Source organism: Novosphingobium sp. NBM11, assembly GCF_015390225.1.
GTDB lineage: Bacteria > Pseudomonadota > Alphaproteobacteria > Sphingomonadales > Sphingomonadaceae > Novosphingobium.
On record NZ_VUOG01000001.1, the window covers coordinates 3906941 to 3927501 of the forward strand.

16 protein-coding genes are annotated in these 20561 nt (G+C 65.7%); 9 read left to right on the forward strand and 7 right to left on the reverse strand.

Features of this window, described 5'->3' with window-relative positions; genetic code table 11:
- Positions 1-25 precede the first annotated feature (25 nt).
- Complete coding sequence (locus tag F1640_RS18930; RefSeq protein ID WP_309229302.1) at positions 26-730, reverse strand: isochorismatase family cysteine hydrolase; 705 nt, start codon at positions 728-730, stop codon at positions 26-28.
- A gap of 145 nt (positions 731-875) precedes the next feature.
- Between F1640_RS18930 and F1640_RS18935 the strand changes: the two genes are divergently transcribed.
- Positions 876-1136, forward strand: coding sequence for a glycine zipper domain-containing protein (locus F1640_RS18935; protein ID WP_124807500.1), 261 nt, complete (start codon positions 876-878; stop codon positions 1134-1136).
- Here F1640_RS18935 and F1640_RS18940 read toward each other — a convergent pair.
- The gene (locus F1640_RS18940; RefSeq protein ID WP_309229303.1) at positions 1112-1627 is read right to left on the reverse strand and encodes a vgr related protein; all 516 of its coding nucleotides are present in this window, start codon (positions 1625-1627) and stop codon (positions 1112-1114) included. The two genes, F1640_RS18935 and F1640_RS18940, sit on opposite strands and share 25 nt — an antisense overlap.
- Positions 1624-2178 (reverse strand): copper chaperone PCu(A)C, encoded by a 555-nt coding sequence (locus tag F1640_RS18945; protein WP_194920732.1) that lies wholly within the window; start codon positions 2176-2178, stop codon positions 1624-1626. The genes F1640_RS18940 and F1640_RS18945 overlap by 4 nt, the downstream gene beginning before the upstream one ends.
- 166 nt (positions 2179-2344) lie before the next feature.
- On the opposite strand from F1640_RS18945, the gene dnaK reads away from it, so the two are divergent.
- A complete protein-coding gene (dnaK, locus tag F1640_RS18950; protein WP_124807498.1) occupies positions 2345-4255 on the forward strand; it encodes a molecular chaperone DnaK in 1911 nt (636 codons plus the stop codon).
- A 67-nt stretch (positions 4256-4322) separates the two neighbouring features.
- Complete coding sequence (dnaJ, locus tag F1640_RS18955; protein WP_194920733.1) at positions 4323-5453, forward strand: molecular chaperone DnaJ; 1131 nt, start codon at positions 4323-4325, stop codon at positions 5451-5453.
- Between the two features lie 30 nt (positions 5454-5483).
- Here the strand turns inward: dnaJ and F1640_RS18960 are convergent, their stop codons facing one another.
- Positions 5484-7841 (reverse strand): patatin-like protein, encoded by a 2358-nt coding sequence (locus F1640_RS18960; RefSeq protein WP_194921547.1) that lies wholly within the window; start codon positions 7839-7841, stop codon positions 5484-5486.
- Between the two features lie 265 nt (positions 7842-8106).
- On the opposite strand from F1640_RS18960, the gene F1640_RS18965 reads away from it, so the two are divergent.
- The 5 genes from F1640_RS18965 (at position 8107) to F1640_RS18985 (ending at position 15744) form a co-directional block, all read left to right on the forward strand.
- Positions 8107-9492: a TIGR03013 family XrtA/PEP-CTERM system glycosyltransferase gene (locus F1640_RS18965; protein ID WP_124807496.1), complete on the forward strand. Its 1386-nt coding sequence runs from the start codon at positions 8107-8109 to the stop codon at positions 9490-9492.
- Positions 9489-11636 (forward strand): XrtA/PEP-CTERM system histidine kinase PrsK, encoded by a 2148-nt coding sequence (gene prsK, locus F1640_RS18970; RefSeq protein WP_206694719.1) that lies wholly within the window; start codon positions 9489-9491, stop codon positions 11634-11636. The genes F1640_RS18965 and prsK overlap by 4 nt, the downstream gene beginning before the upstream one ends.
- Complete coding sequence (gene prsR, locus F1640_RS18975) at positions 11636-13000, forward strand: PEP-CTERM-box response regulator transcription factor (RefSeq protein WP_124807666.1); 1365 nt, start codon at positions 11636-11638, stop codon at positions 12998-13000. Before prsK ends, prsR begins: the two co-directional genes overlap by 1 nt.
- A gap of 13 nt (positions 13001-13013) precedes the next feature.
- A complete protein-coding gene (locus tag F1640_RS18980) occupies positions 13014-14576 on the forward strand; it encodes a tetratricopeptide repeat protein (RefSeq protein WP_309229304.1) in 1563 nt (520 codons plus the stop codon).
- Positions 14577-14676: 100 nt separating this feature from the next.
- Positions 14677-15744 carry a CaiB/BaiF CoA-transferase family protein gene (locus F1640_RS18985; protein ID WP_194920735.1) on the forward strand — a complete coding sequence of 356 codons (1068 nt, stop codon included), beginning with the start codon at positions 14677-14679 and terminating at the stop codon, positions 15742-15744.
- 19 nt (positions 15745-15763) lie between these two features.
- Here the strand turns inward: F1640_RS18985 and F1640_RS18990 are convergent, their stop codons facing one another.
- Entirely contained in the window at positions 15764-16813 is a 1050-nt protein-coding gene (locus F1640_RS18990; RefSeq protein ID WP_194920736.1) for a DUF475 domain-containing protein, read from the reverse strand.
- A 127-nt stretch (positions 16814-16940) separates the two neighbouring features.
- Positions 16941-17810 (reverse strand): 3-methyl-2-oxobutanoate hydroxymethyltransferase, encoded by an 870-nt coding sequence (gene panB, locus F1640_RS18995; protein ID WP_194920737.1) that lies wholly within the window; start codon positions 17808-17810, stop codon positions 16941-16943.
- 204 nt (positions 17811-18014) lie between these two features.
- Between panB and F1640_RS19000 the strand changes: the two genes are divergently transcribed.
- Positions 18015-19535, forward strand: a complete 1521-nt coding sequence (locus F1640_RS19000) for an amino acid permease (protein WP_194920738.1) — start codon at positions 18015-18017, stop codon at positions 19533-19535.
- 81 nt (positions 19536-19616) lie between these two features.
- Here F1640_RS19000 and F1640_RS19005 read toward each other — a convergent pair whose 3' ends face one another.
- A complete protein-coding gene (locus F1640_RS19005; protein ID WP_194920740.1) occupies positions 19617-20555 on the reverse strand; it encodes a hypothetical protein in 939 nt (312 codons plus the stop codon).
- Between the last annotated feature and the right edge of the window lie 6 nt (positions 20556-20561).

The following is a 20561-nucleotide window of genomic DNA, read 5'->3' on the forward strand; positions in this document are numbered from 1 at the left end:
GACGACGGGGGCGAGCGCTGGCGCGTCAGCGCGCCAGCAGTTCCTCCACCTCGTCGGTCGCATAAAGGTCGACGAACACCATGGCCATGATGTGCAGCGTGGCGGCGTGCTCTTCGTCGCTCAGCGCGGCGTTGGCGTCCGCGGCGATCAGCACGCGGTAGTTCAACTGCATCGCATCGCGCGCAGTGCTTTCGCAACAGCAGTTGGTCAGCGTCCCCGTGATGAGCACGGTGTCGATCCCGCGTTCCCGCAGCAAGGCGTCGAGCGCGCAAGTGCCCGGCGTGAACGCGCTGAACCGATGCTTGTCGAGGAGCTGATCGCCCGGCGCGACATCGAGTGCGGGCGAGAGCTGCCAGTAGTGCGCGCCGGGGGTGAACGCCGCCTTGTGGCCGGTGGCGGCCGCGCCCTGGCGGATCATGAAATTGGACCAGCTTGCATCGCCTTCGGGCGAACTGGTGTAGCGCAGGAACACGTTGGTGCCCCCGGCGGCCCGCACCGCGCGCGTGATCCGGTTGATGTTGGCGACTATGCTCCGCGCTTCGGGCACTTCCACGGGCGCGCCCGGCTCCATGAAGCCGTTCTGCATGTCGACCACGATGTGCGCCAGGCGGCGCGGATCGATATCGTCAAACACATTGCGCACGCCGCCGCGCCCGGCGGCAAGGCGATCGAGAATGGCTGCGTGATCGACATCGTGCGGCATGGCATCCTCCGGTGGATTATCAGCCACTTGTCGATCACGAAGCGCATGGCGAGTCTGCCCGCTTCCTGTCGCACTTCCGGCCCGTGAAACGCAACTGCTGCACGGTTCGTCGCAAGCGGCGGAACGCGGCCCCCGGTTCGCGCGTCGCCTGCGCAAGAAACGGAGACACATCATGCGTAAGTTCCTGATTGCCTCGCTTGTTCTGGGTTCCGCCGTCACGCTGGGCGGCTGTTCGCGCAATTATGCTGCCGAAGGTGGCCTTGTCGGTGCAGCGGCCGGCGCCGGTGTGGCGGCGGCGACGGGTGGCGATGCCGCTACCGGCGCCGCGATCGGCGGCGCGGTCGGCGCGCTCGGCGGCTCGCAGATCAAGAAGCACGGCGGCCGGTGCTACCGCGTGGATCGCAACGGCTACGAATACGAAGTGCGCTGCTGATCCGCGAACGGCAGAATCGCCTGCAGGCGGGCGAGAGGAGGGGCGTTCCCGGCGGGATGCCCCTTTTGCGCGAGAAAGGCGTGGCGGACGATTTTCGCCTGCTGCTCGATGCCATAGCGGGCGAAGGGCTTGCCCGGCACGAAGCGGTAATCGTAGCGGCAGAACGGATGGCGCATCATCGGCAGATACCATCGCCCCTTGCGCTGGGCCTGCCAGACATGCGCCATCTCATGAATGAACAGCCCTTGCAGCGATAGCGGGGCGTCCCCGAAATCGTCGCAATAGTGCGCTCCGGCGGGATGGAAGTGGAGGTGGCCCATCGGCGCCATCACCACGTTGCGCGGCTGGAACGGGAAGAACCGCCGCCGTTTGACGCGGACCGGTGCCACATCAATGGCTCCGCCGAACACCTCCCGCACCAGCGCGCACTCGCGTTCGGTGAGCGGCCGATCACCGCCCACCGGGCACGTCTGCGCGGGGCTGGCGATCACATCTTGTGGTCCATATGCTCCATGCCGCCCGTCGCGCCGCCCATCGCCCCGCTCGCCTCACCACCGCCGGGGCTGGTCACCTTGGCGACGACCGTTGCCTTGTCGCCATTGTCGAGCGTGATGGTCAGTTCGGTAGTGCCGCCGGCCTTCAGTGTATCGGCCACGTCGAACAGCATGACGTGGAAACCGCCGGGCTTGAACTCCACGGTCTTGCCCGGCTCCAGCGCCACTTCCTTGACCGGAGACATCGAGGAAACGCCGTTCTCCATCTTGCTTTCGTGCATTTCCGCCCGGCCGGCGCCATCGACATGGACCGCCGCGACCTTGCGCGGCGCGCCGTTCCCCTGCGAAACCGTGAAGTAGGCGACACCGGGGCGGCCGGCGACCACCGGCAGTTGCACGATAGCATCGGTCAGGGCGATTCCGGGGGCATTTTCCGGGGTGGCATCGGCGCTCGACGAAGCGGCGACCGGTTCCTGCGGGGCCTTTTCGCCACATCCTGTCAGCGCGAGGGCAAGGCTGGAAAGTCCCGCCAGAACGTAGAGCCGCATCGTCGATCCTCCAGTTGAAAATTCGTCTGTTGATCTAGGCGCGGTCAGGCCTTGTGCCAAGTCAAACCGAACCTATATCGGCCGCGTCGGAGCCGCCGACCGGCGTCTGCCCTTCGCGGGGGGCGCCATGTGCGCGGTGTCTAATCTGGAAGGAAATGGGGAAACCATGGCTAAAGTTATCGGTATCGACCTCGGCACGACCAACAGCTGCGTTGCGGTGATGGACGGGGGCACGCCCAAGGTCATCGAAAATTCGGAAGGCGCGCGCACGACGCCTTCGATCGTCGCCTTCACCAAGGACGGCGAACGTCTGATCGGCCAGCCGGCGAAGCGCCAGGCCGTGACCAATCCGGACAACACCATCTTCGCGGTCAAGCGTCTGATCGGCCGTCGTTTCGACGATCCGCTGACCCAGAAGGACACGGAGCTCGTTCCCTACACGATCGTGAAGGGCAAGAACGGCGATGCCTGGGTCAAGGCCGGTGGCCAGGACTACAGCCCGTCGCAGATTTCGGCCTTCACGCTGCAGAAGATGAAGGAAACCGCCGAAGCCTATCTGGGCGAGACGGTGACGCAGGCGGTCATCACCGTTCCCGCATACTTCAACGACGCGCAGCGCCAGGCGACCAAGGACGCCGGCCAGATCGCCGGCCTGGAAGTGCTGCGCATCATCAACGAACCGACCGCGGCGGCGCTGGCCTATGGCCTCGACAAGCAGGACGGCAAGACGATCGCGGTCTATGACCTTGGCGGCGGCACCTTCGACATCTCGATCCTGGAGATCGGCGATGGCGTGTTCGAGGTGAAGTCCACCAACGGCGATACGTTCCTGGGCGGTGAAGATTTCGACACCGCGCTGGTCGAATACCTGGCGGACAAGTTCAAGGCCAAGGAGAACATGGATCTCCGTGGCGACAAGCTTGCGCTCCAGCGTCTGAAGGAAGCGGCCGAAAAGGCGAAGATCGAACTGTCGTCGGCCCAGACGACCGAGATCAACCTGCCGTTCATCACCGCGCGCATGGAAGGCGGCAGCACCACTCCGCTGCACCTCGTCGAAACCATCACCCGCGCCGACCTGGAAAAGCTGGTCGCCGGCCTGATCCAGCGCACGCTCGATCCTTGCAAGAAGGCGCTGGCTGATGCCGGTCTTTCGGCCAAGGACATCGACGACGTGGTGCTGGTGGGCGGCATGACCCGCATGCCCAAGGTTCGCGAAGTGGTGAAGGACTTCTTCGGCAAGGACCCGCACACCGGCGTGAACCCGGACGAAGTCGTCGCCATGGGCGCGGCGATCCAGGCTGGCGTGCTGCAGGGCGACGTCAAGGACGTGCTGCTGCTCGACGTGACCCCGCTTTCGCTGGGCATCGAGACGCTGGGCGGCATCATGACCAAGATGATCGACCGCAACACCACGATCCCGACCAAGAAGAGCCAGGTCTATTCGACTGCCGAGGACAACCAGCAGGCGGTGACGATCCGTGTCTTCCAGGGCGAGCGCGAAATGGCGCAGGACAACAAGCTCCTGGGGCAGTTCGACCTCGTGGGCATTCCGGCAGCGCGTCGCGGCGTGCCCCAGATCGAGGTGACGTTCGACATCGACGCCAACGGCATCGTCAACGTCAGCGCCAAGGACAAGGGCACCGGCAAGGAGCAGCAGATCCGCATCCAGGCTTCTGGTGGCCTCAGCGATTCCGATATCGACCAAATGGTCAAGGACGCAGAGAAGTTCGCCGAGGAAGACAAGAAGCGGCGTGAGGCGGCCGAGGCGCGCAACAATGCCGACAGCCTTGTCCACGCCACCGAGCGTCAGCTTGAGGAGCACGGTGACAAGATCGACGCTTCACTGAAGGCCGAGATCGAAGCCGCCATTGCGGAAACCCGGACGGCGATCGAAGGCGGCAACCCCGACGACATGAACGCCAAGACCCAGGCGCTGACCGAAAAGGCGATGAAGCTGGGCCAGGCGATCTACGAGAAGGAACAGGCGGCCGCCGCTTCGCCGGGCGCCGATGCGCCGAAGGCCGATGACGATGTGGTCGACGCCGAGTTCTCGGAAGTCGACGACAACAAGGCTTGATGTTGCGATGAAACGAACCCGCCATTCGCGCACAGGCGTGGATGGCGGGTGACGTTGGGGCTGTTTTATGGCAACCGAAGCCGATTATTACGAACTGCTCGAAATCGAGCGCACGGCGGATGACAAGACGATCAAGTCTTCGTTCCGCAGACTGGCGATGCGCTTCCACCCGGACAAGAATCCGGGGTGCGCCGATTCCGAAGCCAAATTCAAGCAGATCAACGAGGCCTACGCCTGCCTGTCCGATCCGCAGAAGCGGGCGGCCTATGACCAGTATGGCCACGCCGCGTTCCAGCAGGGCGGCGCCGGTGGCGGCGGCTTTGGTGGCGGCGGCGATTTCGGTGATCTGGGCGACATTTTCGAAACGATCTTCGGCAGCGGCGCATTTGGCGGCGGTCGCCAGCAGGCGCGGCGCGGGGCGGACCTGCGCTATGACATGGAAGTGACGCTGGAAGAGGCGTTCCATGGCAAGACCGCCGAAATCTCGGTCGAGGTTTCGCAGAAGTGCGATCCCTGCGACGGGTCCGGCGCGGAGCCGGGCACCGGTGCGCGGCGCTGCAACCTGTGCGGCGGACACGGCAAGGTGCGCGCGCAGCAAGGCTTCTTCATGGTCGAGCGGACCTGCCCGACCTGCCATGGCCGGGGCGAGGTGATCGAGAAGCCCTGCCGGTTCTGCCGCGGCGAGGGCCGCGTCGATCTGGAACAGACGCTGGAAGTGACGATTCCCGCTGGCGTCGACAACGGCACGCGCATCCGCCTTGCCGGGAAGGGCGAGGCCGGGCCGTTCGGTGCCCCCCCGGGCGATCTTTACATCTTCCTGCACGTCAAGCGCCACCGCGTGTTCGAACGCGAAGGCACTACGCTGCTGACGCGCGCGCCGATCAGCTTCACGACGGCGGCGCTGGGCGGCGAGATCGAGATTCCAGGCCTGGATGGCAAACGCCATGCCGTGGAGATTCCGGCGGGCATCCAGTCAGGCAAGCAACTGCGCAAGCGTGGCGCGGGCATGCCCGTGCTGCAGGGGCGCGGTATGGGCGATCTGGTGGTCGAGGTTATGGTGGAAACGCCAACCCGGCTTTCCGCGCGGCAGAAGGAATTGCTGCGGGAGTTCCAGGCGACCGAGACCGGCGAGGAATGCCCGCAGTCGAAGGGGTTCTTCGAACGGCTCAAGGAAGCTTGGAGCGACCTGACGGAATAGGGAAACTTCCGCGGGGCAGGGCTGGCACGCCTATCGCGTTTCGCCCGGCTCCGTTTCTTCGAAGGCCGCTTCCACTTCCGCTATGACGCGGTCGACCATCCCGTTTTCCACGCAGAGACGGTCCCGCTCTTCGTGCAGGATGGCGAGAAACGCTTGCCGTTTCGCCCGGCGAACGGTGCTGACGTCAAGCGGAAGCTCCGCCGTGGAGACGATCAGGTCGATCATCCGTTCCGCGCCGTGCAGGCGGCCCCAGAGATAGTCGTTCTCGCGATAGGCGCGGCTGAAGAAGGCGCCGAAATTGAAGAACTCCACGCCGCGCAGGCAATCGAGCGTGCCTCCGGCGCGGATCGACGTGGCATCGTCGGGCGAGATGCGATCGACCTTGATCGGATCGAATTCGCCCATGCCTTCGCCCTGCAACAGCGGCAGCGTGGCGACATCGTAGAACGGGAAGCCGAGATAGGCGTGGAGGAAGCGCCGTCGCAACGGCTTGTCCATCGCTTCCAGCGCCGCCACGATCATGGCATCGACCTTGAGGTCGATCCCGGTCAGGTCGCGCCGCGCCGCGATGGAGGCAAGGACCGCCCCCGGATCGCTGGCGACCACGGCGGCGGAGGCGGCGAAGCCCGGGCCAAGGCCGGCGGCGGTCTCGCGGCCCTGATAGAGCGCCTGCGCGCGATAGACGGTATCGCGCGCCGCCTCGCGCGCTTCGGGCGTGATCCCTTCGGCCTCGTCCCAGTCGTAAGTCAGCCGACGGGCGAGAAGCTTGAGCCGGCGAATGCGGAAACCGATATCGTGCGCGCGGAAAAAGCCGATGGCGGCCTCCGTCGCACCGCCCTTGCGTTCGGCCAGCTTGTCGAGACCCGAGGACTGGACAAGGTGCGCCCACAGCACGCTCTCGATTTCCGCGCGCGGCGCGGCATCGGGCGCGGCTTCCGCGATCAGGTCCACCAGATCGCTGACGATCCCGGCGAACGTCACCTGGGCATAGCCATGGAAGGCATAGCCAGCCTGTTCGGCGGCCGCCTGTTGCGCCTTGTTCCGCCAGTTGGTCAGGCGCTTGCGGTTGGGCTGGTCGAAAAACAGGGTATAGCCGAACAGGCGTTCGACCGTTTCCTCGATCTCCGGCTGAAGCGCATCGACGATCGAGCGGAGCCGGGCGCGCTCGCGCGATTGCTGTTCCAGCGTTTCCAGATTGTCGCGGATCGGCTGTTCGCGCGGGATCGACGATAGCGAGCCGAAGATCGCGGAGAAGAAGCCGACCGTGCGGCCGCTGCGCTCCTCATAGCGGACGTGATCGGGGCTGGGATCGATATAGACGAAGCGACGGTCCACCTCGCGCTCTGCCGGGCGGTTGCGCAGCACGCCCATCGCCTGTGCGAACGGCCGATTGACCAGCACCGCGCCATCGACCAGCGCGACTTCGCCCACTTCCCCGCGCTTCCAGCGGCTGGGCATGATGCGCTGGAGGAAGCGGTCGCGCCCCGGCCAGCCCATGCGGCGCTCCTGCACAAGGCGGTCGATCTCGGCCACCATCAGCGGGGGAAACGCGCCGGGGAAGCTGGCGGTGGATCGCGCGGCAAAGACAAGTTCCGCCCGCGTGGCAAGATCGCTGCCAGGTCCGATACCGGCGACCCGGCTGAAGGCGATGGCCAGCCGGTGTTCGCTTTCTTCCACCAGCGGCGGGCTGTTGAGCCGCAGTTCCTCAAGGTGGCCATTGAAATCGGTTGCGGTGACCAGAAGATCGAGCGGATGGCCGGCGGGAAGCAGCGGAGCCGTGCCGGCATGTTCCGCCGTGCTCTCCTCCATCGCCTCCAGCGCTTCGGCCAGCAGGCGCGAAAAGCCGATGCCACTGAACGGCGGTGCGAACCAGCGCGCGCGGATCAGGCTGGAAACCTTACGCCGCACTTCGGCGCGGATGCGCGGGGCGACCATGCGCATCACGGCATTGCCGGGACGGGCCAGCACGAACCACACGATCGGTTGCGCCCAGAATTTGGCGAAGCGGCTCCACGGCTTGGCGTCGGGATCGAGCAGCACGTCGACATCGGCTTTTTCCAGCCACAGCGTCGTCAGTGGTTCGAGGCTCTGCCCGCTGATCAGCGCCTGGGCCAGCAGCACGCCGTTGATGCCACCCGCGCTGGTTCCCGAGATGATATCCGGCAGGATGCGCAGCCGCAGGCCGCATTCGCGCTGAATCGTTTCGAGAAGGTCGAGATAGACTTTCTCCACGCCGGCCGACGGGGCGACCCTGGCGGGATCGTCCGTATGCAGCGCTCTGCTGGCGCGCGTGGCGTACCACAATTCCTTGGTCACGCCATGCATGTAGACCGCAAGGCTGATCCCGCCGAAGCAGACCAGGGCTATGCGCAATTCCTTTTGCCGCATGGTGCGCAGCATGGCAGCGAAGCGCGTTCGCCGCCAGTGCCATGTTGCGCTGTTCGCAAACAATCGACGCACCATGATCGAGCGATTGCGGGCTGTAAACAATACCGACAGATTTCAGTACCTAGCGCGATAACATTTCCATTTTGCAGCGTTTTCCGGCGACCGCGGTGAAACGGAAATTGTCAGATTCACCGACGCTTTACCCTTCCTGGCTACAAGGACGGATGATGGCCGTAATGGTCGAAAGCCAGGTGAAGCAGGGCTGATGATCCGCCTGTTCAAACATTACATTCCGAACGCGGTCTTCCTTCTGGGCCTGTTCGATTTCTTCCTGCTGATCGCGTCGGGCGAACTGGGCTGGATCGTTCGTGCGCGACAGATCGGGCTCGATTTCGGGCCGATCAACGAACGCTGGGCGCCGCTGGCGACGTTCGCCGTGCTGGTGCAGGTGGCGATGATCTCGGTCGGGGTCTACGGGTCGGAGGCGCTGCGGTCCCTGCGCTATGCCGCCGCGCGCCTGCTGGTGGCTGTGAGCCTCGGCATCATTGCGATGTCGGTGGTCTATTTCCTCCTGCCCGGCCACACGCTGTGGCGGTCGAACCTGTTTTACGCGATGTTCCTGGCCATCGGGCTGCTGTTCGGGGTGCGCGTGCTGCTGGGTGGCCTGCTCGGCACCGCCGCGTTCCGCCGGCGCATCCTGGTATTGGGCTCCGGCCATCGCGCCGATCGCCTGCGCAAGCTGGGAGAGCGCCCCGAGGCCGGGTTCGTGATCGTCGGCTATGTCGGCATGAGCGACGGCGTGCCGGTGGTGGAGGAGGCGATCAACCGCGCCGCCATCCATAACCTGACGCGCTTCGTGGACAACCTGGGCGTCAGCGAAGTGGTGCTGGCGCTTGAGGAGAGGCGTAACGCGCTGCCGCTCAAGGACCTGCTGCGGATCAAGACCACCGGCGTCCACGTCAACGATTTCTCGACGTTCGTCGAGCGCGAAACCGGGCGGATCGATCTCGACTCGGTAAACCCGAGCTGGCTGATCTTTTCCGATGGCTTCTCGTCGGGCCGTATGTTGTCGAGCGCGGCCAAGCGCCTGTTCGACATCGCCGCCAGCCTGCTGCTGCTGGTGATGACGCTGCCGGTGATCGCGCTGTTCGCGGTGCTGGTGAAGCTGGACAGCCGTGGCCCGGCTTTCTTCCGGCAAACCCGCGTGGGGCTCTACGGGCAGAATTTCGATGTCATCAAACTGCGTTCGATGCGCACCGATGCCGAAGTGGATGGCGCGAAATGGGCGCAGAAGGACGACCCCCGCGTAACGCGGATCGGCCGCTTCATCCGCAAGGTGCGGATCGATGAATTGCCGCAAACGTGGACGGTCCTCAAAGGCGAGATGAGCTTCGTCGGCCCGCGCCCGGAACGGCCGGAATTCGTGTCCGATCTTGAGGACAAGCTCCGCTATTACGCCGAACGCCACATGGTAAAGCCGGGCATCACGGGCTGGGCGCAGATCAACTACCCCTATGGCGCTTCGATCGAGGACGCGCGCAACAAGCTTGAATACGATCTCTATTACGCCAAGAATTACACCCCGTTCCTCGACCTGCTGATCCTGTTGCAGACCATCCGCGTCGTGCTGTGGAACGAGGGCGCGCGTTGAACGCGATCGACGAACTCGCGGGGCATACCTCCAGTGGCTTTGCCCACTGGGGCTACGTGCTTGCGGCGTTCTGCGCTCTGCTGCTCGCGGTCTGGCTGGGCGATGGCGCGCGGCGGCGCGAACCCGGCGGCAAGGTGCGCATCGCCGCGCTGGTCGCAATGGCGCTTTGGGCCTTGCTGTGTGCGGCGATGGGGGCCGGATCGCTCCCGGCGCAGCTGGCGGAAACCCTGCGGGATCTTGGCTGGCTGGGCCTTGTTTACGCCCTGTTCGCCAGCGACGGGCGCAATGGCCACATGGGCCCTGTGCGCCCGCTGATGATCGTGCTCGCCTTCGTGGAGGCGTTGCAGGCGATCGCGATCATGCTGCAACTGTGGTTCGGCGCGATCGAGGGGGTGGAGGAGATGATCTTCCACATCTCGGTCATGCTGCGGCTGCTGGTGACCACCGGCGTGCTCGTGCTGGTCCATAATCTCTATGTCGGCGCGGTGGCGCAACAGCGCATCGCGGTGCGCTGGGCCTGCGCGGCAATGGCGCTGGTCTGGGGCTACGACCTCAACTTCTACACTATCGCCTACCTGGCGAACTGGGTGCCGGACAATCTCGTGGCGATCCGGGCGTTGACCCAGATCATCGCTACCGTCCTGCTCGCGTTCGGAGCGGCGCGTGCGCAATCCTCGCTGCGCTTTTCGCCTTCGCGCACGATCGCCTTCCAGTCGCTCTCGCTGCTGGTGATCGGCGGCTACATGATCGTGATGGTGGGCGCCGCGCAATCTTTGGCGTGGCTGGGGGGCAACGCCTCGCAACTGGCACAGCTTGGGTTTGCGGTGGCCATCACGGTGCTGGTGCTGGCCGTGATGCCATCAAAGCGCCTGCGGGGCTGGGCCAAGGTCGTGCTCGCCAAGCACTTGTTCCAGCACCGCTACGATTATCGCGCCGAATGGCTGCGCTTCACGCGCACGATCGGACACGGCGGAGCGCAGGCGCTGCCGCTGCATGCGCGCGTGGTGCAGGCGCTGGCCGATATCACGGACAGTGCCCAGGGCCTGCTGCTGGTGCCTTCCGAAACCGGTGACCTTGAACTCGCCGGGCGCTGGCAATGGCCCGCCGCCGAAGTTCCGGGCATGGCGATGGAGGCGGCCAGCGTCGCCTTCTTCGAACAGCATGGCTTCATCGTCGATCTCGACGAAGTGCGCGCCGGCACGGATCATCAGGGCGAACGGGCACGGGTGCCGGGCTGGCTGGTGGAGGATCGCGAAGCCTGGGCGCTGGTGCCGCTGCTGCATTTCGAACGGCTGGTGGGCATGGTCGTGCTCGGCAGGCCGCCGGTGACGCGCCAGCTCGATTGGGAGGATTTCGACCTGCTGCGCGTCGTCGGGCAGCAGTTGGCGAGCTATCTGGCGGAGAACAATGGCCAGGTCGCGCTGCTGGAGGCGAACCGGTTCGACGAGTTCAATCGCCGCATCGCCTTTGTGATGCACGATATCAAGAACCTTGCGAGCCAGCTCAGCCTGCTGTCGCGCAATGCGGAACGCCATGCCGAAAACCCGGCCTTTCGCGCCGATATGCTGGTGACGCTGCGCAATTCCACGGACAAGCTCAACGCCCTGCTGGCGCGCCTTTCGCGCTATGGCAAGGCCGCGCCGGAAAAGCTCGCGGGGACTGACGTGGCGGACGTGTGCAAGGGTGTCGTCACCCGTTATGCCGGAGCGCAAGGGCCGCGGGCGCACGCTGTTGGGGAAACGTCGTTCGGCGTTCTCGCCCATCGCGAAACGCTGGAGCAGGTGCTCCTGCACCTTGTGCAGAATGCGATCGATGCCAGCCCGCAAGGGATGCCGGTGCTGTTGCGCTGGCGCATCGAGGGCACGGATGGGTGCATCGACGTGGTGGATACCGGCGCCGGCATGAGCGCCGACTTTGTCCGCAACGGCCTGTTCAAGCCTTTCGTTTCCACCAAGTCAGGCGGTTTCGGCATCGGCGCCTTCGAAGCGCGCGAAATGGTGCGCGCCATGCGCGGGCGGCTTGATGTGGAAAGCCGGGAAGGGCTGGGCAGCCGCTTCACGATCCGCCTGCCTTTGGCTCCCGCCGCCGAACAACACGCCAATCCCGGAACCGGGGAAGGTTCCGATGAAAAGAAAGTGGCATGATGACCGAGGTGCGCCCCAAGCTGCTGATCGTCGAGGACGATCCCGGTCTTCAGGCCCAGCTCAAATGGGCCTACGAGGATTTCGACGTGTTTATCGCCGGCGATCGCGCCAGCGCCCTGGCGCTGCTGCGGGCAGAAGAGCCGGCGGTGGCGACGCTCGATCTGGGGCTGCCGCCCGATCCTGACGGAACCAGCGAAGGCTTTGCCGTGCTGGACGAGATCATGGCGCTCAAGCCCGATACCAAAGTGATCGTCGCCAGCGGCCACGGCGCGCGCGAAAGCGCGCTGACCGCGATCGCCAAGGGCGCTTACGATTTCTACCAGAAGCCGGTCGACATCGACGCGCTGGGCCTGATCGTGCGGCGCGCGCTGCACCTCCACCGGATCGAGGCGGAAAACCGCTCGCTGGCGGATCGCGCCGGGCCAGACAACAAGGTGCTGGGGCGGATGATCACGGCGGCGCCGGAAATGGTCAAGGTTGCCCGCACGATCGAACGGGTCGCCGGCACCAACGTTTCGGTCATGCTGCTGGGGGCGAGCGGCACCGGGAAGGAACTGCTGGCGCGCGGCCTGCACGAAGCGTCGAACCGCCGGCGCGGCGCGTTCGTCGCCATCAACTGCGCGGCCATCCCCGAAAACCTGCTCGAAAGCGAACTGTTCGGCTACGAGAAGGGGGCCTTCACCGGGGCGATCAAGACCACCGAGGGCAAGATCGAGATGGCGAGCGGGGGCACGCTGTTTCTCGACGAAGTAGGCGACATCCCCTTTCCGCTGCAGGTGAAGCTGCTGCGCTTCCTGCAGGAACGCACGATCGAGCGCATTGGCGGCCGTCGCTCGATCGAAGTCGATACGCGCATCGTCTGCGCCACGCACCAGAACCTCGAAGCGATGATTGCCGACGGGCGGTTTCGCGAAGACCTTTACTATCGCCTGGCCGAAATCGTCGTGCGCATTCCGGGCCTTGCCGAAAGGCCGGGGGATGCCACCCTGCTGGCCAATGCCTTCCTTGCACGTTTCGCCGCCGAGATGAATCCGGCGGTCAAGGGCTTCGCAGCCGACGCGTTGACCGCCATCGACGCGTGGAACTGGCCCGGTAACGTCCGCGAACTGGAAAACCGTATCAAGCGTGCGGTCATCATGGCCGATGGCAAGCTGGTGACGGCGCTGGACCTCGATCTGCCCGCGCCCGACGAGAACAGCGACAATCCGCTGAACCTCAAGACCGCGCGCGAGGCGACCGACCGCCGCGTGATCCGCCACGCGCTGGCGCGCAGCGAGGGCAATATATCGGGCACCGCGCGCCTGCTCGGGATCAGCCGACCGACGCTTTATGATCTCCTCAAGCAATACGACCTCCAGCACTAGGCGTTGGCCCCGGGTGGCGCGGCTGGTCGCGGCGGCGGTTCTGCTTGCCGCCGCGCTCCCGGTTGCGGGCAGCGCGCCCGTGCTTGACGGATTGCGGGGCAAAGCGCGCGCCGCGCTGGACCGGGGTGACGGGATCGCCGCCGAAGTGCCGCTGCGCGAAGCGGTGCGCAACGGCACCCCGGCCGATGCGGTGCGCGATCTGGTGGGCGAGGCGCTGCTGCTCGAAGGCGACCGGACGGAAGCGCGCCGCTGGCTGACGGAAGGCGCGTTCGCCCCTGATACGGCGGGCAATGGCTGGCGTGTTCGCGGACGACTCGAACTGGCGGAAGGCAATCTCCAGCGTGCCGCGCAGGCGTTCGACCAGGCCTTGCGGTTCACGCCCGATGATGCCGGATTGTGGGTCGATATCGCCCGGCTGCGCTTTTCGGGCGGCGAGCAGGCCCAGGCGATCGGGGCCGCGGATCACGCCGTGCGGCTGGACCCGAACAACGTGCGCGCGCTGGAACTGCGCGGGATGCTGGTGCGCGAACAGTATGGCCTGCGCGCCGCCCTGCCGTGGTTCGAGGCCGGTCTGCGGATCGCGCCCAACGACAAGGCCCTGCTGGGCGAATATGCGGCGACGTTGGGCGATCTTGGCCAGTATCGCGCGATGCTGGCGGTCTGCCGCAAACTGATCGAGGTCGATCCGAAGAACGCGCGCGCGCTTTACCTGCAAGCTGTGCTGGCGGCCCGCGCGGGAAAGACCGAGCTGGCCCGCTCGATCCTGCTGCGCACCGGAACCGCGCTGCGTGACATGCCGGCTGCCATCCAGCTCAACGGCATTCTCGAGTATCGCGCCGGTAACGTGAATCTCGCGGTCGAATATTTCGATCGCCTGTCGCGGATGCAGCCCGACAACCTCGAGGCGCAGAAGATGCTGGCGCGGGCGCTGGATCGCCTGGGGGATTACCGGCAGATACTCGACCGGTTCGAGATCGTAGCGCGACAGCCCTGGGCATCACCCTATATGCTCGCGCTTGTCGGTCATGCGTGGGAACGGCAGGGCAAGCCGCAACGTGCCGCGCCCTATCTTGCCCGGGCGGCGCAGCACGGCGTTCGTCCGTTCGCGCCGCTGCCGTCGGGCGCACCGCTGGGCGTGCTGGGCGTGCGCTACAACGAAGCGCCGAATTTCGCGACCAACGTGCTGCCCTATGTCCGGGGGCTGCTCGAAATGCGGCTCAACGGCGAGGCGCTGGCGGTCGCCACGCGCCTGCGTGATGCCAATCCCGGCGCGTCGGAAGCACACCTGCTGGTCGGCGATGTCAGGATGCTGGCGGGTGACACGACCGGAGCCATTGCCGATTATGATCGGGCCGCGTCCATCCGCTATACCGAGCCGGTTCTGGTCCGGATGGATGCGGCGCTGCGCGCGGCGGGGAGGGCGCGCGACGCCGATGGCATGACCGCGCGCTATCTGTTCCAGAACCCCGGCAGCGTGCAAGCCATGAAGCTGCTGGAAGCGGGCTGGCGACGCGAGGGGCGGGGTGCGGATGCGGATGCGATGGCGCAGGTCCTGGCCGGGCGCGGGCAGGGCTGATCGCGCCTCTCTCCTGGTCCGGCGGATTCGCTCTGGACAGGACACCGCCCCGGGCGTTACGACCTCGCTTTAATCGATCAATTAAATGCGAGGGAGCGGCATGGCCGGAGCGCTGGAAGGACTGACTGTCATCGAGTTCGCAGGGATCGGGCCGGGGCCGTTTGCCTGCATGATGCTGGCGGATCATGGCGCCAGGGTGATCCGGATCGACCGCCCCGGGGCCACCAGCCGCGTAGGCGACGATGGCCAGCGCGATATCCTCAACCGCAACCGTCAGCGCATCGCGCTGGATCTCAAGGACCCGGCGTCGCTGGCGCGCATTCGCGAGCTGGTGAAGGAAGCCGATGCCATCGTCGAGGGCTATCGCCCCGGCGTGATGGAGCGGCTCGGGCTTGGTCCGGACGTGCTGCTGGCCGACAATCCGCGGCTGGTCTACGGCCGGATGACGGGCTGGGGCCAGGATGGGCCGATGGCGCCGCTGGCGGGGCACGACATCAACTATATCGCCCTGTCCGGCGCGCTGCACACCTATGGCGAGGCGGGGGGCAAGCCCCAGTTTCCGGTCAACGCGGTCGGCGATTTCGGCGGTGGTGGAATGCTGATGGCGTTCGGCATCATGGCGGCGGTGTTCAGCGCCCGCACCACTGGCAAGGGGCAGGTGGTCGACTGCGCGATGGTCGATGGTGCGGCGATCCTGTCCGCGATGACGTGGACGTTCTTCGGCAACGGCATCTGGAAGGACGAACGCGGCGTCAACCTGCTCGATGGGGGCACGCATTTCTACGACACCTACGAGACGGCGGACGGCAAGTGGATTTCGATCGGATCGATCGAACCGCAGTTCTATGCGCTGCTGATGGAGAAGACCGGGCTGAAGGACGATCCGGATTTCGCGCGGCAGATGGATGCGAAGGCGTGGCCCGATCTCAAGCAGCGGACCAAGGCGCTGTTCCTGACGAAGACCCGCGACGAATGGTGCGCGATCATGGATGGCACGGACATCTGCTTCGCGCCGGTGCTCAGCCTGTCGGAAGCGCCCGGCCACGCGCACAACGTCGCACGTGGCACGTTCGTCAAGGATGGAGGCATGGTGATGCCCGCACCGGCGCCGCGCTTCCTCGGCACGCCGGCTCCCGAACCGACGCTCGCCTCGACGCCGATTGAATAGGAACCCGACGGAGTGAGGGTCAGTCCGCGCCGGTGTCGGGATGCCGACGCCGGTGGCGGATCGACCACCACAACGACAGGCCGATCAGCGCCGCGCCGATCAGTCCGGTGACGCTTTCGGGAATGTGGAAGCGCGCCGATGCCAGCATGATCCCGCCCAGCGCGATGATTGCCCAGAACGCGCCGTGTTCAAGATAGCGGTATTCCGCCAGCGTGCCGCGCTGCACCAGCATGATGGTCATCGAACGGACGAACATGGCGCCGATCGACAGGCCCAGCGCGATGATGACCATATTGTTGGAAAGGGCGAATGCGCCGATCACGCCGTCGAAGCTGAACGAGGCATCCAGCACGTTGAGGTACAGGAATCCGCCAAGGCCGGAGCGGACCATCGCGCCCGCCGCCTTCTGCGCTTCTTCGCGCATTTCGAGGATCGTGCCGATCGCTTCCACCGCGATGAAGGCGACGATGCCGAGCATCCCCGACACGATGAAGGTATGCGCCTCGGTGGCGTCCAGCAGCAGCGAGACCAGATAGAGCCCCACCATCAGCAGGCCGATCTCGGCGGCCTTGACGTTGGAGACGAGGCTCAGCTTCTCCTCGATCCAGCGGATCCAGTGGACTTCCTTTTCGCCGTCGAAGAAGAACGACAGGCCCACCATCGCCAGAAACGCGCCACCGAAGCCGGCAATGCCCACATGCGCGCCGCTGACGATCGCTTCGTAGCGCGCCGGTTCGTTGAGCGAGAGCTTGAGCGCTTGCACCGGCCCGATTCCGGCGGCAATCGCCACGATGGCCAGCGGGAACACGATGCGCATGCCGAATACCGCGATCACCATGCCCCAGGTGAGGAACCGCCGCTGCCAGATGTCGTCCATCTCGGCGAGGACGGTGGCGTTGACCACCGCATTGTCGAACGACAGCGAGATTTCGAGGATCGACAGCACCGTGACGATCCACACCAGCGCCAATGTTGCCGATGCCGAGCCCGTCAGCCACCAGCCATAAGCTACCGCCAGCGCGAGGCAGACCAGCGTGAAGCCGATCGAGCCCTTGAAGAAACGAAGCACGGTTTGGTCCCCTGAAGATGCGGAAATGCTGTGGCCGGTGCGCGGCCACGGACGGTCGCGCCGGGCATAGCGGAACGACCCGGCAACGCAATGCCGGGAAATGCGCGGATGCTTGCGTTGTGCGGAATCAGCGTGGCTGGTAGGTCTGTTCGATGCCGGGGAAGGTCCGGTTGCGGACTTCGTCGGCATAGCGCGCGGCCGCGCCGGAGATCGTCTCGGCCAGGTTCTCGTAGATCTTCACGAAACGCGGCACCCGTTCGAACATGCCCAGCATATCCTCGGTCACCAGCACCTGCCCGTCGCACTGCGCCGATGCGCCGATGCCGATCGTGGGGCAGGGCACGGCCTTCGTGATCTGGATGGCGATGGGTTCCACCACGCCTTCGATCACGATGGCGAACGCGCCGGCATCCGCCAGCGCCCTGGCATCGCCGACGATCTTGGCGGCTTCCGCGTCGCTGCGGCCGCGCGCGTTGTAGCCGCCCAGCACATTCACTGCCTGCGGGGTAAGACCGACATGGCCCATCACGGGGATCCCCCGCCGGGTGAGGAAGGCCACGGTTTCCGCCATGGCTTCGCCCCCTTCGAGCTTCACCGCCGCGCAGCCCGTCTCCTTGAGCAGGCGCGCGGCGCTGGCGAACGCTTGTTCCGGTGAACCTTCATAGGCGCCGAATGGCATGTCCACCACGACGGCGGCGTGATAGCTGCCGCGCACGACCGCCGCGCCGTGCGCGGCCATCATGTCGAGCGTGACGGGAACGCTCGAAGGCAGGCCGTAGATCACCTGCCCCAGCGAATCCCCGACCAGAAGAAGATCGCAATGCGCATCGAGCAACTGTGCCTGCCGGGCGGTGTAGGCGGTCAGCATCACCACGGGCTGATCGGTCACTCCGTCCTTCTTGCGCTGACGGATCGCCGGAACCGTCAGGCGCTTCATCGGCGCCGGCGTCGGGTTGGCGCGGCTGGTCGCGGTATCGAGCTGGAACGTCGTGGACATGCATGTGGTCCCTTCGGAATACGGGGACAAGCCTTCTAGACCATCGTTCGCCGCCCGCAAGCATGCCGGCATCCCCAGAAGGCGGGGGAAAAAGACCTTTGCGTGACGGAACCTTGCCGCTAGCTTCCTCCGCCACAACCTGGTTGCCGGTGTAACCGTTCCGAGGGATCGGCGGTCCGCAACGGTCCAAGGCGGGAGAATTCCATGTTCGGTCGCGTCAAACCACTCGACGCCATTCTTGCTACTGCCGAGAAGAAATCGCTGCATCGCTCGCTCGGCGCCTTCCAACTTACCATGCTCGGGATCGGCGCCGTGATCGGCACCGGCATTTTCGTGCTCACGGCCGAAGCGGCGCAGAAGGCCGGGCCGGGCATGATGCTCAGCTTCGTCATCGCCGGCTTCGTCTGCGCCGTTGCCGCCCTGTGCTATGCCGAAATGGCGGCGATGGTGCCGGTTTCCGGCTCCGCCTATACCTACAGCTACGCCGTGATGGGCGAATTGATCGCCTGGATGGTCGGCTGGGCCTTGATCCTCGAATACGCGGTGGCGGCCGGCGCGGTCAGCGTCGGCTGGTCGGGCTATGTGGTCGGGCTGGTGGAGAACGCCTTCCACATAGACATACCCGACATGCTCGTGCGCGGCCCCTATGACGGTGGCGTTATCAACCTGCCGGCGATGCTGATCGCCAGCCTCGTCACCGGGCTCCTCGTGATCGGCACCAAGGAAAGCGCGACGGTCAACGCCGTTCTCGTGGCTATCAAGGTGTCCGCGCTGACGCTGTTCGTCATCCTGTCGGTACCGGTGATGAACATGAAGAACTTCGAACCGTTCATGCCACTGGGCTTCAGCGGCGTGGGCGCGGCCGCCGCCTCGATCTTCTTCGCCTATGTCGGCTTCGACGCGGTCTCGACCGCCGCCGAGGAAACCAAGAATCCGCAGCGGAACATGCCGATCGGCCTGATCGGCAGCCTTGCGATCTGCACCATCTTCTATCTGCTGGTGGCGGCGGGCGTGATCGGTTCGGTCGGTGCGCAGCCGGTCATGGACGCGCACGGCATGGGCCTTGAGCCCGGCAGCCGCGAACTGGCGGCTCAGTGCGCCAGCATTGGCGATCAGGCCGTGGTCTGCTCCAAGGAAGCGCTGGCGTGGACGCTGCGCGAGATCGGCTGGCCGCAGATCGGCAACCTGATCGGTCTGGCAGCCGGCCTTGCCCTTCCTTCGGTCATCCTGATGATGATGTTCGGCCAGACCCGCATCTTCTTCGTGATGAGCCGCGATGGCCTGCTTCCGGCGGCCTTTTCCAAAATCCACCCCAAGTTCAACACCCCGCACGTCATCACCATCCTGACGGGTGTGTTCGTGGCCTTGTTCTCCGCGTTCTTTCCGGTCGGCCTGCTGGCGAACATTTCGAATTCGGGCACGCTGTTCGCTTTCGCGGCGGTGTCGGTCGCGGTGCTGATCCTGCGGCGCACGGAACCCTCGCGCCATCGCCCGTTCCGCACCCCGGCGATTATGATCACGGCGCCGCTGTCGTTCCTGGGCTGCCTCTATCTGTTCTACAAGCTGGACGTGAAGAGCCAGATGCTGTTCGTGGTCTGGGCGGCGGTGGGCCTGCTGGTCTATTTCGCCTACAGCCGCAGCCGCAGCCATGTGGGCCGTGGTACGGTCGAGGTGCACGAGGAGGACGCGGACATTCCGCCGCAGCCGGTGCCGCCGCTGCCCTGATCGGCCGGTTCGATCGGATCTGCGCAAAAAAAGGGGCGCTTCCTTCGGGAAGCGCCCCTTTTCGTTCCACGGATGCCGCAATCAATCCGATGTGACGAGGTGCAGCGCCCTGACGTTTTGCGCGGATGCCTCCGCCATCATTTCGTAAGCCGCCCGCGCCCATATCTCGGCATGGGTGAAGCGTTCCGCCCGGTTCGCGGAACCCGCTTCGGCCTTATCGGTGGCGGCGTGCCCCGCTTGCGCGGCGGCTTTGACCTGACCGGCGATCGAGAACTGCGTCCCGGCGGGCGAAGACGATGTCGCTGGCGCGGTCTGGTCCATCCTTGCCGGCTGATCGGCCGAGGGCGATGCCGGGTTTGTCGTTGCCGTATTGCTGGCAACGCCTGCCGTGTTAACCGGCGGCGAAGCTGCGGGCTTGTCGTCGACTGGCGCCTGTGGCTGCGCCGCCTTGTTCTCGGCCACCTCGGGGCCTTCGGCGTCCGCTGGCGTGTTAACTTCCGAGGCCGGAGGATTGGTGTCCGCCGGGGGCGCCGACGCAACCGCCGGGGGCGTTTGGTCCAGCGGTTCGGCGGGCGCGCTCGCGGCTTGCCCGGTCACAGCTGGCGGCTGTGCGGTTGCCGTCGCCGGATCGGCCGCAACGGGTTCCTGCGCAACGGGCTGGCTGTCGGTAACGGCCGGGGCAGCGAGAGAGGTGTTGTCGTTCGACGAAGCGGGCGACGAGGCCACCGGCGCAGCCTCGACCGGGGCGGGCGCGACCGCCGGAACAGAGTAGGTTACCGGCTCCGCAGGCGTATTGCCGGTTTCCACGATTACGCCCGGCGAGGTTGCGCTTCCGGTCGACGTGCCGGCCGATGCGGGCGCGGTCGCGCTAGTCGCGACGGGCGCGCTTGCGACTGCCGTGGATGTCGAAGTGCTGGTGGCCGGAGCCGGCTGCGTGGTCGTGGATGATGCAACGGTATTATTGTTCGTCGTCTGCTTCGGCGCTACCCAGCCGAACAGACCACCAAGTGTCATTCCCATGATATC